Origin of the sequence: Variovorax sp. NFACC27 (assembly GCF_048301545.1) — a bacterium.
GTDB lineage: Bacteria > Pseudomonadota > Gammaproteobacteria > Burkholderiales > Burkholderiaceae_C > Variovorax > Variovorax gossypii.
In genome coordinates, this window is the sequence record NZ_CP157613.1 from 382,810 (window position 1) to 399,533 (window position 16,724).

Here is a 16,724-nt window from a genome sequence, read left to right on the forward strand (position 1 = left end):
GCTAGCCGTCTGGCGTCTTTACGACGGTGGGCTGAGCGCTAGTAGGTCTGCAAGGAGATGGGAAAACTGCGCTAACTGTGAGACGACCGAGTCAATAACTCTGGCTCTGCCGCGGTAACTGTGGCGTCCTACACCCTGGTAGCGCAAGACCTGCTCCGGCGTGCAGCGGCAGGGCCTCGATGACGAGCCCAGGTAGCCGCAGGGGCAGGGGTTCATGGCTGCGACGAGCTGGAAGCGCGCCGGGAACTCGGCGCGCCGTGCGGCGCGGGCGATGGTGATCGTGCCCGTCTCCAGCGGCTCGCGCAGTGCTTCGAGCGCGGAGCGGGCGAACTCGGGGAATTCGTCGAGGAAGAGAACGCCGTGGTGCGCGCGCGAGATTTCTCCGGGGCGGGGCGGGGAGCCCCCGCCGACCAGCGCCACCGCGCTCGCCGTGTGGTGCGGAGAGCAGGTCGGCCTGCTCATCCATCTTTCAGTCGCGAAGCGCCCGCCGAGGCTTGCAACCGCGGCGCTTTCCAGTGCTTCGTCGATGCGCATCGCGGGCAGCAGCCCCGCGAAGCGCTGGGCGAGCATCGACTTGCCCGAGCCGGGTTCGCCCACCATCAGCAGGCTGTGGCCGCCCGCCGCCGCGATCTCGAGCACGCGCTTGACGCCCGTGTGCCCCTTCACTTCCGACAGGTCGGCGTATCGGGGCACGGCCGTGTCGGGCTCGGCCTGGATGCGCGCCCAACCGTCGTCCGGGCCGTCGGGCAACTGGGAAGCGGCATCGTCGCCCGCCACGAACTGGCGCACCACGTCCAGCAGGTGCCTGGCCCCATACACCTCGCCGCCCGGTACCAGCGCGGCCTCCTGTGCACTTTCAAGGGGCAGCACCAGCCGCGTCGCGACGCCGCGCGTGTGCAGCGCCAGCGCCATGGCCAGCGCACCGCGAACGGGCCTGAGCTCGCCGGATAGAGACAGCTCCCCGGCGAACTCGTGGCCGGCGAGCCGGGCGTTGTCTATCTGTCCGCTGGCCGCGAGGATGCCCAGCGCGATGGGCAGGTCGAAGCGCCCGGAGTCCTTGGGCAGGTCGGCCGGCGCCAGGTTCACGGTGATGCGCTTGTTGTTGGGGAACTCCAGCCCCGCGTTCTGCAGCGCCGAGCGGACCCGCTCGCGCGCCTCCTTGACCTCGGTTTCGACCAGCCCGACCAGCGTGAAGCTGGGCAAACCGTTCGCAAGATGCACCTCTACCGTGACACTGGCCGCTTCAAGACCCAGCAAGGCGCGGCTCTGCACCAAAGACAGTCCCATTTCTCTCCCTCTCCCCAAGATGGTGCACCCGTTGTGGGCATTCCCGCGGTGGTGCGGCGCACCGTCCATCTGCAACCACTCGCAACAGGGGTTGTAACGATTTGGCGCTCACCCGCAGCGTGGGCGCGGTCGCAAGGGCAGGGATTCGTGCACTTTGGCACGCTCCCTGCTTTGAGCCCTCCGGTCCAACAACACACTTGCGAGGAGTTCCCTGATGACGCACCGTACCGCCGCCCAGGCGCTGATCGTTCTGGCCACCGCATTGACCGCGTCCGGCGCGGCCCTGGCGCAGACTGCAACGACCGACGCCGCAGCAGCGCCTGCGGCAGCTCCCGCTCCGAACCTGACCGGCAATGTGTCGATCACCACGAACTACAAGTTCCGTGGCCAGGACCAGGACATGATCGGCAAGAACGACTACGCCAAGACCAAGGGCTTCAAGCCCGCCATCCAGGGCGGACTGGACTACGCCTTCGGCGACAGCGGCTTCTACGTGGGCAACTGGAACTCCAGCGTCAACTGGCTCAAGGGCAACAGCATCGAGATGGACGTGTACGGCGGCTACAAGTTCAAGGCCGGCCCGCTGGACATGGACGTCGGTGCGCTCACCTACATCTACCCGGGCAACTCCGCCGGCAACACCACCGAGCTGTACGTCGCGGGCACCTACGCCAACGAGACCCTCGGCTCGTTCACCGCCAAGTACTCGCACACGGTGTCGAAGGACTACTTCGGCTACGCCGGCAACAAGGCCGGCTCGGGCCTGAAGGGCACCAACACCGGCTACCTGAACCTGTCGTACAGCAAGGAGATCGTGCCCAAGGTCACGCTGAAGGCGGCCGTCGGCTACACGAACATGTCCAGCGACATCCGCAGCCTGGGCTACAAGAGCTACGTCGACTACAACATCGGCGCGAGCTACGACTTCGGCAACGGCCTGTCGCTGACCGGCTCGATCCAGGGCGCCAACAAGAAGAACTCGTACCTCGCGGTGAGCAACCCGGGCGTCGACTACGGCTTCGGCACCTTCGGCACGACCTACTACTCGCCGAACAAGGCACGCTTCATCGTCACGCTGACGAAGACTCTGTAATCCGCACTACAACGAGGCGCGGCCCAAGCTGCCGCGCCACTTCATTTCCATCCGAAGGAGAAAACTCATGAAGCTGGTCACAGCCATCATCAAACCGTTCAAGCTCGACGAGGTGCGCGAAGCACTGTCGGCCATCGGCGTGCAGGGGATCACCGTCACCGAGGTGAAGGGCTTCGGCCGCCAGAAGGGCCACACCGAGCTCTACCGCGGCGCGGAGTACGTGGTCGACTTCCTGCCCAAGGTCAAGATCGAGGCGGCCGTCTCCGACGACCTCGTCGATCGCGTGATCGAAGCGGTCGAGAGCGCCGCACGCACCGGCAAGATCGGCGACGGCAAGATCTTCGTCTACAACCTCGAACAGGTCGTTCGCATCCGCACCGGCGAAACGGGCCGCGAAGCCCTCTGATCGAGTCCTGGCCCGAAAGAACAACGACTATGAAAAAACTGCTTGTCTCTCTTGCGCTCGGCTTGAGCGTGCTGGCCGCCGGTACCACCGGCTTCGCGCAAACCCCCGCCGCGGCAACGCCCGAGGCTCCGGCCGCGTCGGCACCGGCTGCCGCCGCGCCCGCTCCGGCTGCTGCGCCCGCGGCAGCGGCACCGGCCGCCGCCGAGGCTGCTCCCGCCGCCGCACCCGCGGCCCCCGCTCCGAAGATCGATTCCGGCGACACCGCCTGGATGCTGACTTCGACCCTTCTCGTGATCCTGATGACCATCCCCGGCCTCGCGCTGTTCTATGGCGGCCTGGGCCGCTCGAAGAACATGCTGTCGGTGCTGATGCAGGTCTTCGTGATCTTCTCGCTGATCAGCATCCTGTGGGCCGTCTACGGCTACAGCCTGGCCTTCTCGGGTGACGGCAACTTCTTCGGAGGATTCGACAAGATCTTCATGAAGGGCATCACGCAGGAGACCTTCGGCGCGCTGACCACGATTCCCGAATACGTGTTCGTCGCCTTCCAGGGCACCTTCGCGGCCATCACCGTGGCGCTGATCGTCGGCGCCTTCGCGGAACGCGCCAAGTTCTCGGCCGTGCTGCTGTTCTCGGTGCTGTGGTTCACGTTCAGCTACGTGCCGATCGCCCACATCGTGTGGGGCGGCGGCCTGCTGGGCAAGGACGGCGCGCTGGACTTCGCCGGCGGCACCGTGGTGCACATCAACGCCGGTGTGGCCGGCCTGGTCGGCGCCTACATGGTCGGCAAGCGCGTCGGCTACGGCAAGGAAGCCTTCACGCCTCACTCGCTCACGCTCACCATGGTCGGCGCATCGCTGCTGTGGGTCGGCTGGTTCGGCTTCAACGCCGGCTCCGCTGGTGCAGCCAACGCCGTCGCCGGCCTGGCCTTCGTGAACACGGTGCTCGCCACCGCCGCCGCGGCCCTGTCGTGGATCCTGGGCGAGAGCCTGCACAAGGGCAAGGCCTCTATGCTGGGTGCCGCATCCGGTGCAGTCGCCGGCCTGGTGGCCGTCACGCCCGCCGCCGGCTTCGTCGGCCCGATGGGTTCGATCGTGCTGGGCCTGCTGGCCGGCCTGGTCTGCCTGTGGGGCGTTGGTGGCCTCAAGCGCATGCTCGGCGCCGACGACGCGTTCGACGTGTTCGGCGTGCACGGCGTGGGCGGCATCCTGGGTGCCATCCTGACCGGCGTGTTCGCTGCCAAGGGCCTGGGCGGCACCGGCGGCGCGACCCCCGACACCTTCGCGATGGGCGCACAGGTCTGGATCCAGATCAAGAGCGTGCTGCTCACGATCGTGTGGTCCGGCGTGGTTGCCTTCATCGCCTACAAGATCGCCGACCTGACCCTCGGCCTGCGTGTGTCGGAAGAAGAAGAGCGCGAAGGCCTCGACATCTCCTCCCACGGCGAAACGGCTTACAACCGCTGATCTGCCTTGGCGGGCCTGCCTTCGGGCAGCCCGCCATCGAATGAATGACCACCACCACTTACAAGAAGAATTCTCCGTAACGAGTTTTTCAAGCGAGGTCTCCTTTGGATGTTCAGCCCGCGAGCGCTCCGGCGCCAGCGGGCTTTTTTTTGCCCATCGCCGCGATGGCCGGGAGCACAATCGCGACACCATGTGGACCTCCATCGAAGACAGCCTCTGCGAGCTCGGCGAATCGCCGTTCTGGCATCCCGAAGAACGATCGCTCTACTGGCTCGACATTCCAGGTCGTGCCGTGCTGCGCACACGCGGCGAGATCGGATCGCCGGGAGCGAAGGTCGAGCGCTGGCCCCTGCCCACCGAACCCGGCTGCATGGCGCCCGCGCGCAGCGGCGGCCTCGTGATCGCGCTGCGCGACGGCATCTACCGCGCGCGCGAATGGGGCGGCGAGCTGGTCGCCATGGCGCGCGTGGAGCACGACGTGCGCACCATGCGCTTCAACGACGGCAAGTGCGACCCGCTGGGCCGCTTCTGGGGCGGCTCGCTCAACGAGGCGAAAGACCGCGCCAATGCCGCGCTCTACTGCTTCGACGCGCGCCCCGACACCGATGTCTCGCCCACGCTCTCGCAGATGGCCAACGAGTCCACCACGGCCAACGGCCTCGCCTTCTCGCCCGACGCCCGCACCCTCTACTGGGCCGATACCGCGGCGCACGTGGTGTGCGCGTGGGACTGGGACGCCGAGGCCAACTCGCTCTCGCACGCCCGCGTGTTCCACCAGTTCGAGGCCAAGCCCGAAGGCTGGAGCGTCGACGCGCCGCTGGGCTACCAGGGCCGCCCCGACGGCGCCACCGTCGATGCGCAGGGCCACTACTGGGTTGCCATGTTCGAGGGCGCGCAGCTGCTGCGCTTCGCACCCTCGGGCGAGATCGTGGCCTCGGTCCCCGTGCCCGTGCAGTGCCCGACCATGCCCTGCTTCGGCGGCGACGACCTGAAGACGCTGTTCGTCACCAGCGGCCGCAAGGGCAGGCCCGCCGCCGAGATCGCGCAGCGGCCCGCCTCGGGCACGGTGATCTCGATGCGGGTCGATACGCCCGGCCTGCCCGTCAACTTCTTCGCGGACTGAGATCGGACCTTCGGGCGCGCATGGCCCTGCAGCACATTCCGCCGATCCAGTGCCTGCTGACCTTCGAGGCAGTGGCCCGTCTGCGCCACGCGGGGCGCGCGGCCGACGAGCTGTGCGTCACGCCCAGCGCCGTGAGCCACCGCATCCGGCAACTCGAATCGCACGTCGGCTTCAAGCTCTTCGGCCGCGGCGACTTCAGCCTCACGGCCGACGGCGCGGCCTATCTCGCGAACGTGCGCACGGGGCTCGCCGCGCTGCAGGCGACACCGCTCGGCGGCAGCGCCGCGCAGCGCGCCACGCGCCTGCGCATCGCGGTCACGCCCACCTTCAGCCGGCAGTTCCTCATGCCGAGGCTGGAGCTGTTCCGCAACATCTACCCCGACATCGAGCTCGTGCTGCAGGTGTCGATCCCGCTGCTCGACGTGACGGCCGAGCAGGCCGACCTGGAGGTGCGCTACGGCCCCGGCGGCTATGCCGACTGCGAGCACCGGCTGCTGATCGAGGAACAGGTGGTGCCCGCCTGCAGCCCGAGCTACCTCAACGAGTTCGGCCCCTTCACCGGCTTCCGCAGCGCGGCCGAGATCGCCGCCGCGCGGCTGATCCGCAGCCCGCTCGAGCCCTGGGGCACCTGGTTCGCGAGCTGCGGCATCGGCCAGCCCGAGCCCGCCATCGGCTCGCAGTTCAACGACCTGGGGCTCATGTACGACGCTGCCGCCAGCGGCTTCGGCGTGGCGCTGGTGCGGCAGAAGCTGGGCGCGGAGTGGTTCGAATCGGGGCGGCTGGTGGCGCTGTCCGACCAGGCCGTGCCTTCGCCGCACCGGCACTACATCTGCTGGCAGCCCGGCACGCTGGAGCGCTGGGAGTGCGCGGCCTTCGCCGACTGGCTGGGGCAGAGCCTGCGCTGAACCGCGCCTGCGAAGTTCTTTCAAGCACCCGGCAAAAATCCATCAACCCGGGGCGGGCGGAATGTCCGTAGAGTGCGGTAAACACGAGACATCCCGCGAGCAAGAAAGAAAAGAGGCCGCCGCATGAACGCGCCGCTGACTCCCACGCAACACGATTCGCTACAGAAAACGGAGCGCCAGTCGCAGATAGTGCACGCGCTGCAGGCGCGCCTGCCGGCCCATGCGCTGATCTGGCACGACGAGGACACCACCCCCTACGAGTGCGACGGCCTCACCGCCTACCGCGCCCGCCCGCTGGTGGTGGCCCTGCCCGAGACCGAGGCGCAGGTGGCCGCCGTGCTCAAGACCTGCCACCAGCTCGGCGTGCCCGTGGTGGCGCGCGGCGCGGGCACCGGGCTCTCGGGCGGCGCCATGCCGCACACCATGGGCGTGACGATGTCGCTCGCCAAGTTCAACCGCATCCTGAAGATCGATCCGGTGAGCCGCACGGCCGTGGTGCAGTGCGGCGTACGCAACCTCGCCATCAGCGAGGCTGCGGCGCCCTTCAACCTCTACTACGCGCCAGATCCGTCGAGCCAGATCGCCTGCACCATCGGCGGCAACGTGGCCGAGAACTCGGGCGGCGTGCACTGCCTGAAGTACGGCCTCACGCTGCACAACGTGATGCGCGTGCGCGGCTTCACGGCGGAAGGCGAGCCCATCGAGTTCGGCGGCGAGGCGCTCGACGCGCCGGGGCTCGACCTGCTCGCGCTGGTCATCGGCAGCGAGGGCATGCTGGCCGTGACCACCGAGGTCACTGTCAAGCTGGTGCCCAAGCCGCAGCTCGCGCGCTGCATCATGGCCAGCTTCGACGACGTGCGGAAGGCCGGCGACGCGGTGGCCGCGGTGATCGCGGCCGGCATCATCCCGGCGGGGCTGGAGATGATGGACAAGCCCATGACCGCCGCGGTCGAAGACTTCGTGCGCGCGGGCTACGACCTCGACGCCGCCGCCATCCTGCTGTGCGAATCCGACGGCACGCCCGAGGAGGTGGAAGAGGAGATCGGCCGCATGACCGACGTGCTGCGCTCCTCCGGCGCCACCGCCATCGCGGTGAGCAGCAGCGAGGAGGAGCGCATGAAGTTCTGGAGCGGGCGCAAGAACGCCTTTCCCGCCTCGGGCCGCATCAGCCCCGACTACATGTGCCTCGACTCCACCATCCCGCGCAAGCGGCTCGCCGACATCCTGCTGGCCATCCAGGAGATGGAGAAGAAATACGACCTGCGCTGCTGCAACGTGTTCCACGCGGGCGACGGCAACCTGCATCCGCTGGTGCTGTTCGACGCCAACGACCCCGACGAGCTGCATCGCTGCGAGCTCTTCGGCGCCGACATCCTCGAGACCAGCGTCGCCATGGGCGGCACCGTCTCGGGCGAGCACGGCGTGGGCGTGGAGAAGCTCAACAGCATGTGCGTGCAGTTCACCGCCGCCGAGAACGAGCAGATGTTCGGCGTGAAGCGCGCCTTCGACCCCGAGGGCATGCTCAACCCCGGCAAGGTGATTCCCACGCTTCAGCGCTGCGCCGAGTACGGCAAGCAGGTGGTGCGCGGCGGCAGGCTGCCGCATCCGGATCTGCCGAGGTTCTGATGGCAATGGAAAACAACAACAACAACAACGACAACGCACTTCACCAGGTCGTCGAGCGCATCCGCGCGGCAGCCGCGGACGCCACGCCGCTGTGCATCCGCGGCGGCGGCACCAAGGGTTTCTATGGCGAGCTGCCGCAGGGCGAACTGCTCGACATGCGCCCGCTCGCCGGCATCACGAGCTACGAGCCGAGCGAGCTGGTCGTCACCGTGCGCGCGGGCACGCCGCTGGCCGAACTCGAAGCGGCGCTCGCCGAGAAGGGCCAATGCCTGCCCTTCGAGCCGCCGTGCTTCGGCAGCGGTGGCACGGTGGGCGGCATGGTCGCCGCCGGGCTGAGCGGCCCGGCGCGCGCCAGCGTCGGCTCGGTGCGCGACTACGTGCTCGGCGCCACGCTGGTCAACGGTCGTGGCGAGGTGCTGAGCTTCGGCGGGCAGGTGATGAAGAACGTCGCGGGCTACGACGTCTCGCGCGTGCTTGCCGGTTCGCTCGGCACGCTGGGCGTGATCGCCGAAGTCAGTCTCAAGGTGCTGCCCGTGCCGCCCGCCGAGGCGACGCTCGAGTTCGCGTGCGGCCAGGCCGACGCGCTGCGGCTGCTCAACGAATGGGGCGGAAGGCCGTTGCCGCTGAACGCGAGCTGCTGGTTCGAATACGCCGGCGCGGGCGCGCTCTACCTGCGGCTGAGCGGTGCCGTGGCGGCAGTGGAAGCCGCATGCGAGCACCTGGGCGGCGAGCGCAAGGACAACGCGCGCGCCGCCGCCGACTGGCAATCGCTGCGCGACCAGCAGCTGCCGTGGTTCGCCACCGGCGATGGGCCTGACGCGCTCTGGCGCGTGTCGGTGCCGCAGACCGCGCCGGTGCTTTCCATCGATGGCGCCGCACCGCTGATCGAATGGCACGGCGGCCAGCGCTGGTACAAGGCGCCTCCCTCGGAGGCAGCGCGCATCCGCGAGATCGCCCGCGCGGCGGGTGGCCACGCCACGCTGTTTCGTCTGCCGGGCTCGGCCCTGCAGTCCGGAGTGCCGCGCTTCGATGCGTTGAGCGCGCCCGTCGAACGCATCCAGCGCGCGCTGATGCGCGAGTTCGATCCGCACGGCCTTTTCAATCGCGGCCGCCTGCTGCCCGCCAACTGAGAACAAGAACAGAGACATGCAAACCGAGCTCGCCCCCGAATTCAAAGGCACCGACGAAGGCCGAGAGGCCGAAGCCATCCTGCGCAAGTGCGTGCACTGCGGCTTCTGCACCGCCACCTGCCCGACCTACCAACTGCTCGGCGACGAGCTCGACGGCCCGCGCGGGCGCATCTACCTCATCAAGCAGGTGCTGGAAGGCAAGGCGCCGACGCGCAGCACGCAGCTGCACCTCGACCGCTGCCTCACCTGCCGCAACTGCGAGAGCACCTGCCCGAGCGGCGTGCAGTACGGGCATCTGGTCGACATCGGCCGCAGGATCGTCGACGAGAAGGTGCCGCGCCCCGCGATGGAATCGGCGCAGCGCTGGGTGCTGAAGGAAGGCCTGCCGTCGCCGCTCTTCGGCCCCGCGATGAAGCTCGGCCAGTCGGTGCGCGGGCTGCTGCCCGAGGCGCTGAAGGCCAAGGTTCCCGCGAAGCAGGAGGCCGGCGCATGGCCCACGGCCACGCATGCGCGCAAGGTGCTGATGCTCGCGGGCTGCGTGCAGCCGTCGATGATGCCCAACATCAACAGCGCCACCGCGCGCGTGCTCGACGCGGCCGGCATCCAGGCGGTGATCGCGCCCGAGGCCGGCTGCTGCGGCGCGGTGAAGTTCCACCTGAACGACCAGGACGGCGGCAAGGCGCAGATGCGCGCCAACATCGACGCGTGGTGGCCGTACGTGGAGCGCAACGAGGTCGAGGCCATCGTCATGAATGCATCGGGCTGCGGCGTCACCGTGCGCGAGTACGGCCACATCCTGCAGCACGACGCGGCCTATGCGCTGAAGGCCGCGCGCATCAGCGAGCTCACGCGCGACCTGAGCGAGCTGCTGCCCGATCTGGTGCCTGCGCTGAAGGCCCGCGTGAAGGCGCCCGCCGGCGTGGTGGCCTACCACCCGCCGTGCACGTTGCAGCACGGCCAGAAGCTGCGCGGTGGCGTCGAGACGCACCTGCGCGCGCTGGGATTCGACATGCGCGTGGCGATGAACGAATCGCACCTGTGCTGCGGCTCGGCCGGCACCTACTCGGTGCTGCAGCCCGAGCTGGCCTATCCGCTGCGCGACCGCAAGCTGGGGCACCTGAAGCAGCTGCAGCCCACCACCATCGCCTCGGCCAACATCGGCTGCATCACGCACCTGCAAAGCGGCAGCGGCGACACGCCGGTGCGGCACTGGGTCGAGCTGCTGGACGCGGCGCTGCTGCCGAATCCCAAGGCCTGATCGCAGGCATCGTCGGACAAGGGTGAGGGGGTTGGTCCGACTCGCCCGGCGCCGGTTCGCGGCGCATCATGGCCGCACCGAATCTGCAAGGAGAAAGCGCCATGTCTCATCTTCTGCCTGCATCCTTCACCCCCGCCACGCTGCGCCGCGTGCTGCTGGCCTGCGTCTGCGCGGGCGGTGCGATGGCCGCGCAGGCCCAGGGCGCCATGCCGCCATGGCAGGGCGCCGGCTCGGCGCGCTACGTGTGCGGCGGCATCGGCTCCGACGAATCGACGGCGATGCGCGCGGCCATGAAGGAACATCCGCTCGCGCTGCTGTTCGCGCGCGCCGACGGCGCCTACATGGCGAACGTCGACGTGACCATCAAGGGCGGCGATGCCAACAACGCCGCGGCGCTGGCGTTCCGCGCCAGCGGCCCGGTGTGCCTGGTCGACGTGCCGAACGGGCGCTACGTGATCGACGTCGCGGCGCCCGGCGGCGCGGTGAAGAGCCAGACCGTGACGGTGGGCGGCGGGCCGAAGACGGCCGACTTCAGGTTCTGACGAGGCGGCCGCAGGCCGTTCAGGCCGCGGCCAGCGCGGCTTCGACGTCGCGCTCGAGCGAGGCCGGCGTGTCCAGCGGCGCGTAGCGCTTGAGCACCGTGCCGTCGCGCCCGACCAGGAACTTCGTGAAGTTCCACTTGATGGCCGTGCTGCCGAGCAGGCCGGGCTTTTCCTTCGTGAGCCACTGGTAGAGCGGCGCGGCGTTGCTGCCGTTCACGTCGATCTTCTCCATCATCGGAAAGCTCACGCCGTAGTTCTTCGTGCAGAAGGCGCCGATCTCCTCGTTGGTGCCCGGGTCCTGCCCGCCGAACTGGTTCGAGGGAAAGCCCAGCACCGCGAGCCCCTTGTCCGCGTACTTCTCGTGCAGCGCCTCCAGCCCGGCGAACTGCGGCGTGAAGCCGCAGTTGCTGGCGGTGTTGACGATCAGCAGCACCTTGCCCTTGAAGGTGGAGAGCTTCACCGGCTTGCCGTCGATCAGGTTCGCTTCGAAGTCGTAGACGCTGGCCATGCTGTTTTTCCTCAGGTGGGAGAAGAAGAGGCGCGATCATCGCGCCGCGCGGGCGTTCGCGCAAACGCCGCCCAGATGGCGCCGAGCACGATCAGCGCGCCGCCCATGAGGATGCGCGGGTCCATCTCGGCCGCGCCCAGCGCCACCGACGACACGCTCGCGAACAGCACCTCCGACAGCATGATCACCGAGGTCGCGGAAGCCGTGAGCCGCGCCGCGCCGTACTGCAGGCACACGTTGGCGAAGACGAAGGCCGTGCCCAGCAGCGCGGCCCAGCCCAGCCAGCCAGGCGAGGCGCGCAGCGGCGAATCGAACGCGCCCAGCGCGGTGCCGCCGAGCGCCGCGACGCCGGCCACGAAGGCGCAGCCGCAGAACATCGCCAGCGCGCGCGATTCGCCCGGCGCCTGCCGCAGGTGGCGCAGCGCGATGTTGGTGACGGCGAAGCCGAAGCCCGCGGCCATGCCCAGCCAGTCGGGCAGGCTCGAGGGCACCGGCCAGTCGGTGCCGGGCGCCTTCAGCACCACCGCCACGCCGGTCAGCGCGAGCGCCACGCGCGCCAGCGCGCCGCCGGTGGGCCGCTCGCCGAGCAGCAGCCAGGCCAGCAGCACGCTCCACAGGGGCATCAGGTAGAACAGCAGCACCACGCGCACCACGTCGCCCTGCGTCACGGCCCAGTTGAAGCCCACGTTGGTGAAGCCGGCCGCCAGGCCCAGCACCGCCAGCATCGGGAAGGCCGCGAAGCCTTTCCACGCATGCCGGCGCAGCACGCCCATCGGGACGGCGATGGCCAGGTAGATCAGGCAGGTGGTCCACAGCGGATGCAGCCCGTGGCCCGCGATCTGGCGGAAGGGAAACCAGGACACGCCCCAGACGAAGGCGTTCAGTAGCAGGGCGAGTGCTGGCATGGTGGTGGAATTTTCGTGGGGCACCGAGGAACCGGCTTTGCCGGGCCTCCGGTGCCGCCCCCGGCGAGGGGGTTGGCGCAGCGACACGAAGTGCGCGCAGCCTGGGGGAGGTCAATGATGTTTATCGCTGCGGGCGATGGCCAGCAGGTGCTCGACTTCCTCGGGATACTTCTTGAGGTTGTTCTCGTGCCAGCGCTTGATGATCCACATGCAGCCGGCCACCACGAGGCCGAAGGCGGTGATCGCGCCGTAGGCCGAGAGGCCCAGGCCGGTGCACACGCTGTAGAAGCCGCCGAGCAGGAGGATGCAGGCCTGCTCGTTGAAGTTCTGCACCGCGATGGAACGGCCCGCGCCCATCAGGTTGTGGCCGCGGTGCTGCAGCAGCGCGTTCATCGGCACCACCAGGAAGCCGCCCAGGCCGCCCAGCAGGATCAGGAACGGAACGGCCAGCCACACGTTTCCGATGAGGTTCATGCAGATCACCATCAGGCCCATCGCGATGCCCATGGGGATCACGCGCGTGGCCATGTCCAGCCGCATGCGCATCGAGGCGACGATCGCGCCCACGGCGGTGCCGATGGTCACCACGCCCGTCAGCGCCGAAGCCTGCGTGGTGTTGTAGCCCAGCGCCAGCGAGGCCCAGGCCAGCACGATGTACTTGAGGTTGCCGCCCGCGCCCCAGAAGAGGGTGGTGGTGGCCAGCGAGATCTGGCCGAGGCGGTCGCGCCACAGGCGGGCGTTGCAGTGCCAGAAGTCGGGCAGCAGCGCGGCGATGTTGCGCGCCAGGCCCTGCTCGGGGTTGGAGCGCAGCGGACGCATCTCGACGCCGGTGTGCGGAATGCGCGTGTTGAACCAGGCCGCCAGCATGTAGACGAAGATCAGCACCGCGAGCGCGGCATCGGCAGGGGTGTCGATGCCGGTGTCGATGAGCGGGAGGTCGAAGGCCAGCAGCTTGCTGGAGACGGCATGCCCCACCAGCGTGCCGCCGAGCACGATGCCCAGCAGGATCGAAGCGATGGTCAGGCCCTCGATCCAGCCGTTGGCCTTGACCAGCTGCGACGCCGGCAGCAGCTCGGTCAGGATGCCGTACTTGGCCGGCGAGTAGGCCGCCGCGCCCAGCCCCACGATCGAATAGGACAGCAGCGGGTGCGAGCCGAACAGCATCATCACGCAGCCCACTATCTTGATGGCATTGCTGATGAACATCACCTTGCCCTTGGGCAGGGCGTCGGCGAAGGCGCCAACGAGCGGGGCGAGCACCACGTAGAAGACCGCGAAGATGGGCACCAGAGCCGCGCGCTGCCACTCGGGCGCGCCGGAACTTCGCATCAGGTCGACCGCAACAACGAAAAGCGCTTGGTCGGCCAGTGACGAAAAGAACTGGGCCGACATGATCGTGTAGAAACCGCGCTTCATCGATGGGCTGGCTGGCCAGAGGGTCTGCTGGCGGTAGTGAAAAAGTGTCGCCGCAAGGGCGAATGGGCGGTTATAGCACGGGGGTGCGACATCGAATCCTGCATCCCCACCGTGTTCGACCCCATTCCCGAAGATGCTAAAACGTGGTCTGCATTCTCCCCGAGCCCTTCCCGAAGACCCCCATGCCGCGCCCCATCCTCGCCACCGTCCACACCGAAGCCCTGCGCCACAACCTGGAGCGGGCGCGCCGTTCGGCCCTCGAAGCCCGCGTCTGGGCCGTCGTCAAGGCCAATGCCTACGGTCATGGAATAGAGCGGGTCTATGAGGGTTTGCGCGGTGCCGACGGCTTCGCGCTGCTCGATCTGGCCGAGGCCGAACGCGTGCGCGCCCTCGGCTGGCGCGGCCCGGTGCTGCTGCTGGAAGGCGTTTTCGAGGCACGCGACCTGGAGCTGTGCTCGCGCCTCGACCTCTGGCACACCGTGCACTGCGACGAGCAGATCGACATGCTCGCCGCCCACAAGACCCTGAAGCCGCAGCGCGTGTTCCTCAAGATGAACTCCGGCATGAACCGCCTGGGCTTCACGCCCGAGCGCTTCGGCTCCGCCTGGACCCGCCTCAACGCGCTCACGCAGGTCGACGAGATCTCCCTCATGACCCACTTCAGCGACGCCGACGGCGACCGCGGCATCGCCCACCAGCTCGAGGCCTTCGAGCGCGCCACCCGCGACCTGCCGGGCGAGCGCTCCATCGCCAACAGCGCCGCCACGCTGCGCCACCCCGACCGCACGCGCGGCGACTGGGTGCGCCCCGGCGTCATGCTGTACGGCGTCGCGCCCGACTTTCCCGAGCACGATTCGGCGCACTGGCAGCTGCAGCCCACCATGACGCTGTCGACGAAGCTGCTCTCGGTGCAGACGCTGGCCGCCGGCGACACCGTCGGCTACGGCTCCAACTTCACGGCCGAGGGCCCGCTCACCATCGGCGTGGCGGCGGTCGGCTATGCCGACGGCTATCCGCGCCACTGCGGCACCGGCACGCCGGTGCTGGTGAACGGCGTGCGCACCCGCATGGTCGGGCGCGTGAGCATGGACATGATCACCGTCGACCTCACCGGCGTGCCCGACGCGAAGTTCGGCAGCGAGGTCACGCTGTGGGGCAAGTCGGAGAAGACCGGTGCCGTGCTGCCCATCGACGAGGTCGCGCGGGCAGGGGGCACCATCGGCTACGAACTCATGTGCGCGGTGGCCCCGCGCGTGCCCTTCGCCGAGCCGGAACCCGCCTGAAGCCGTGAAGGTCCTTTCCAACTGGCGCTCCGTGCGCCTGTGGGAAACACAGGTGGAGCGCGAGCTCCACCGCAAGTACAGCCTGCGCACGCACGGCATCCTGATCGGCAGCTTCACGCTGCTGCTGATGTGGGGCGTCTCCGCACTGCAGATGCACCTGCTGCACGTGGATTCGCTGGCGGTGCGCTACTTCCTCACGCTGGGCGCGGGCTACCTCGGCTACCTGCTGGTGCTGCGCTGGTGGGCGAAGCGGCTGGTCGAGGAGCGCGGGCTCGACCTGAACGTCGACGCGCCCGACTTCGAGTTCGGCGGCGGACGCAGCGGCAGCAGCGGCGGCTCGCACGGCCACACGAGCATCGGCGAGGCCTCGGGCGATGGTGGCGGCAGCGGCCTCTCGGACATCGCCAGCGGCGCGCTCGACGTGGCCGGCGGCGCGGACGAGGGCGCGGTCGTCGTCGTTCCGGTGATCGCCATCTTCCTCATCTGCGCGGCCGTCCTGTTCGGCGCGGGCTCGCTCGTGCTGCTGTACTTCAGCTGGGACGCGCTGCTGGCCGTGGCCATCGAGATCGCGTTCTCCTACGTGTCGGCGCGCGCGGCGGTGCGCGTGGCGCGCGAGGGCTGGCTCATGGCCGCCGTGCGGCTCACCTGGAAGCCGCTGCTGGGCGCGGTGATCTGCGCGGTGGCGCTGGGCGCGCTGCTCGACCACTTCATGCCGCAGGTCAATTCCCTGCCCGAGGCCGTGCGCGTCCTGATGAAGAAGCACTGACGCCGAGCGCGCCGAGCAGGTGATCGACCAGCGCCCTGCACTTGGGCGCCATGAAGCGGTTGGGCGGGTACAGGATGTACGCGTGCCCCTGGTAGTTGCCGCGGTACTCCCAGCCGGGCAGCACGCGCACGAGGCTGCCCGCGTCCAGCGCCTCCTGCGCGACGAAGGCCGGCACCACGGCCACGCCCAGGTCCGCGAGCGCGCCTTCGAGCCGCACCTCGCTGTGGTTCGAGACGTAGCGGCCGCGCACGATGACTTCCGTCTCCTCTTTTTCTCCCTCTTCTTTCTTCCTGAACCGCCAATGGTTGTCGCGCTCGTGCTCGCCCAGTGAAAGGCAGCTGTGCGCCGCGAGGTCGCCCGGGTGCGCGATGGCGGCGTGCTGCTCCAGGTAGCGCGGCGACGCGCAGAGGATGTGCTCCACCGGCATCAGCTGCCGCGCCACCAGTCCCTCGGGCGGCTTCGTCGTCAGCCGCACCACCAGGTCGACGCCTTCGCGGATCGGGTCGACGTCGCGGTCGGCCACGATCAGCTGCACGTCCACTTCGGGATAGCGCCGCAGGAACTCGAGGACGTGCGCGTGCAGCACGCGCCGCGCAAAGGCCTTGGGCGCGCTGATGCGCACCAGCCCGCTGGGCCCGGCCGCGAACTGCTCGCCGATCTCCATCGCGCCCTGCGCCGCCAGCACCAGCTCGCGGCAGCGCGCGAAGGCCTCGGCGCCGGGCTCGGTCAGCCGCAGCTGGCGCGTGGTGCGCTGCAGCAGCTGCACGCCGATCTCCTTTTCGAGCCGCTTCACCTGCCGGCTCGCCGCCGACGGCGTCATGCCCAGCAGGTCGGCCGCGGCCGAGAAACTGCCCAGCTCGGCGACCCGCACGAAGGTCACCATCTCCGGCAGCACCTTGAGAAATGAATTCGTTCCCACGACGCAATAGTCCTGTTCCGGCCGACGGCTGTGCGGCCCGGGTGAAGCCCGGAACAATTTCCCGCCCGATGGATGTGTCGGGCTTGTCGGA

16 protein-coding genes are annotated in these 16,724 nt (G+C 68.9%); 11 read left to right on the forward strand and 5 right to left on the reverse strand.

The window, feature by feature from the left end:
* Positions 1–18: 18 nt before the first annotated feature.
* A complete protein-coding gene (locus ABL840_RS01780; RefSeq protein WP_418116174.1) occupies positions 19–1,287 on the reverse strand; it encodes a YifB family Mg chelatase-like AAA ATPase in 1,269 nt (422 codons plus the stop codon).
* A gap of 214 nt (positions 1,288–1,501) precedes the next feature.
* Here ABL840_RS01780 and ABL840_RS01785 point away from each other — a divergent pair, with 214 nt between their 5' ends.
* The 9 genes from ABL840_RS01785 (at position 1,502) to ABL840_RS01825 (ending at position 10,836) form a co-directional block, all read left to right on the forward strand.
* Entirely contained in the window at positions 1,502–2,380 is an 879-nt protein-coding gene (locus ABL840_RS01785) for a TorF family putative porin (RefSeq protein WP_093301248.1), read from the forward strand.
* A 67-nt stretch (positions 2,381–2,447) separates the two neighbouring features.
* On the forward strand, positions 2,448–2,786 hold the full coding sequence (gene glnK, locus ABL840_RS01790) for a P-II family nitrogen regulator (RefSeq protein WP_093206796.1): 339 nt from the start codon (positions 2,448–2,450) through the stop codon (positions 2,784–2,786).
* Between the two features lie 29 nt (positions 2,787–2,815).
* Positions 2,816–4,252 (forward strand): ammonium transporter, encoded by a 1,437-nt coding sequence (locus ABL840_RS01795; protein WP_093206797.1) that lies wholly within the window; start codon positions 2,816–2,818, stop codon positions 4,250–4,252.
* A 190-nt stretch (positions 4,253–4,442) separates the two neighbouring features.
* Positions 4,443–5,375, forward strand: a complete 933-nt coding sequence (locus ABL840_RS01800; protein ID WP_093206798.1) for an SMP-30/gluconolactonase/LRE family protein — start codon at positions 4,443–4,445, stop codon at positions 5,373–5,375.
* 20 nt (positions 5,376–5,395) lie between these two features.
* Positions 5,396–6,280 (forward strand): LysR substrate-binding domain-containing protein, encoded by an 885-nt coding sequence (locus ABL840_RS01805; RefSeq protein WP_093301250.1) that lies wholly within the window; start codon positions 5,396–5,398, stop codon positions 6,278–6,280.
* Between the two features lie 123 nt (positions 6,281–6,403).
* Positions 6,404–7,906 carry an FAD-linked oxidase C-terminal domain-containing protein gene (locus tag ABL840_RS01810; protein ID WP_093301252.1) on the forward strand — a complete coding sequence of 501 codons (1,503 nt, stop codon included), beginning with the start codon at positions 6,404–6,406 and terminating at the stop codon, positions 7,904–7,906.
* Between the two features lie 5 nt (positions 7,907–7,911).
* The gene (glcE, locus tag ABL840_RS01815; RefSeq protein ID WP_093301253.1) at positions 7,912–9,036 is read left to right on the forward strand and encodes a glycolate oxidase subunit GlcE; all 1,125 of its coding nucleotides are present in this window, start codon (positions 7,912–7,914) and stop codon (positions 9,034–9,036) included.
* A gap of 16 nt (positions 9,037–9,052) precedes the next feature.
* A complete protein-coding gene (glcF, locus tag ABL840_RS01820; protein ID WP_093301255.1) occupies positions 9,053–10,294 on the forward strand; it encodes a glycolate oxidase subunit GlcF in 1,242 nt (413 codons plus the stop codon).
* Positions 10,295–10,395: 101 nt separating this feature from the next.
* The gene (locus ABL840_RS01825; protein ID WP_093301256.1) at positions 10,396–10,836 is read left to right on the forward strand and encodes a hypothetical protein; all 441 of its coding nucleotides are present in this window, start codon (positions 10,396–10,398) and stop codon (positions 10,834–10,836) included.
* A 19-nt stretch (positions 10,837–10,855) separates the two neighbouring features.
* Here ABL840_RS01825 and ABL840_RS01830 read toward each other — a convergent pair whose 3' ends face one another.
* The 3 genes from ABL840_RS01830 to lplT form a co-directional block, all read right to left on the reverse strand.
* Positions 10,856–11,344: a glutathione peroxidase gene (locus ABL840_RS01830; RefSeq protein ID WP_093206804.1), complete on the reverse strand. Its 489-nt coding sequence runs from the start codon at positions 11,342–11,344 to the stop codon at positions 10,856–10,858.
* Positions 11,345–11,355: 11 nt separating this feature from the next.
* Positions 11,356–12,249 carry a DMT family transporter gene (locus ABL840_RS01835; RefSeq protein WP_093301258.1) on the reverse strand — a complete coding sequence of 298 codons (894 nt, stop codon included), beginning with the start codon at positions 12,247–12,249 and terminating at the stop codon, positions 11,356–11,358.
* Positions 12,250–12,360: 111 nt separating this feature from the next.
* Entirely contained in the window at positions 12,361–13,665 is a 1,305-nt protein-coding gene (gene lplT / locus ABL840_RS01840; protein ID WP_093206806.1) for a lysophospholipid transporter LplT, read from the reverse strand.
* Positions 13,666–13,847: 182 nt separating this feature from the next.
* Here lplT and alr point away from each other — a divergent pair, with 182 nt between their 5' ends.
* Together alr and ABL840_RS01850 are read left to right on the forward strand one after the other, a co-directional pair.
* Positions 13,848–14,948 carry an alanine racemase gene (gene alr, locus ABL840_RS01845; protein WP_093206807.1) on the forward strand — a complete coding sequence of 367 codons (1,101 nt, stop codon included), beginning with the start codon at positions 13,848–13,850 and terminating at the stop codon, positions 14,946–14,948.
* Positions 14,949–14,952: 4 nt separating this feature from the next.
* Positions 14,953–15,714 (forward strand): hypothetical protein, encoded by a 762-nt coding sequence (locus ABL840_RS01850; protein WP_093301260.1) that lies wholly within the window; start codon positions 14,953–14,955, stop codon positions 15,712–15,714.
* On the opposite strand, the gene ABL840_RS01855 is transcribed toward ABL840_RS01850, so the two are convergent.
* On the reverse strand, positions 15,668–16,633 hold the full coding sequence (locus ABL840_RS01855) for a LysR family transcriptional regulator (RefSeq protein ID WP_093206809.1): 966 nt from the start codon (positions 16,631–16,633) through the stop codon (positions 15,668–15,670). The genes ABL840_RS01850 and ABL840_RS01855 overlap by 47 nt on opposite strands.
* Positions 16,634–16,724: the final 91 nt, after the last annotated feature.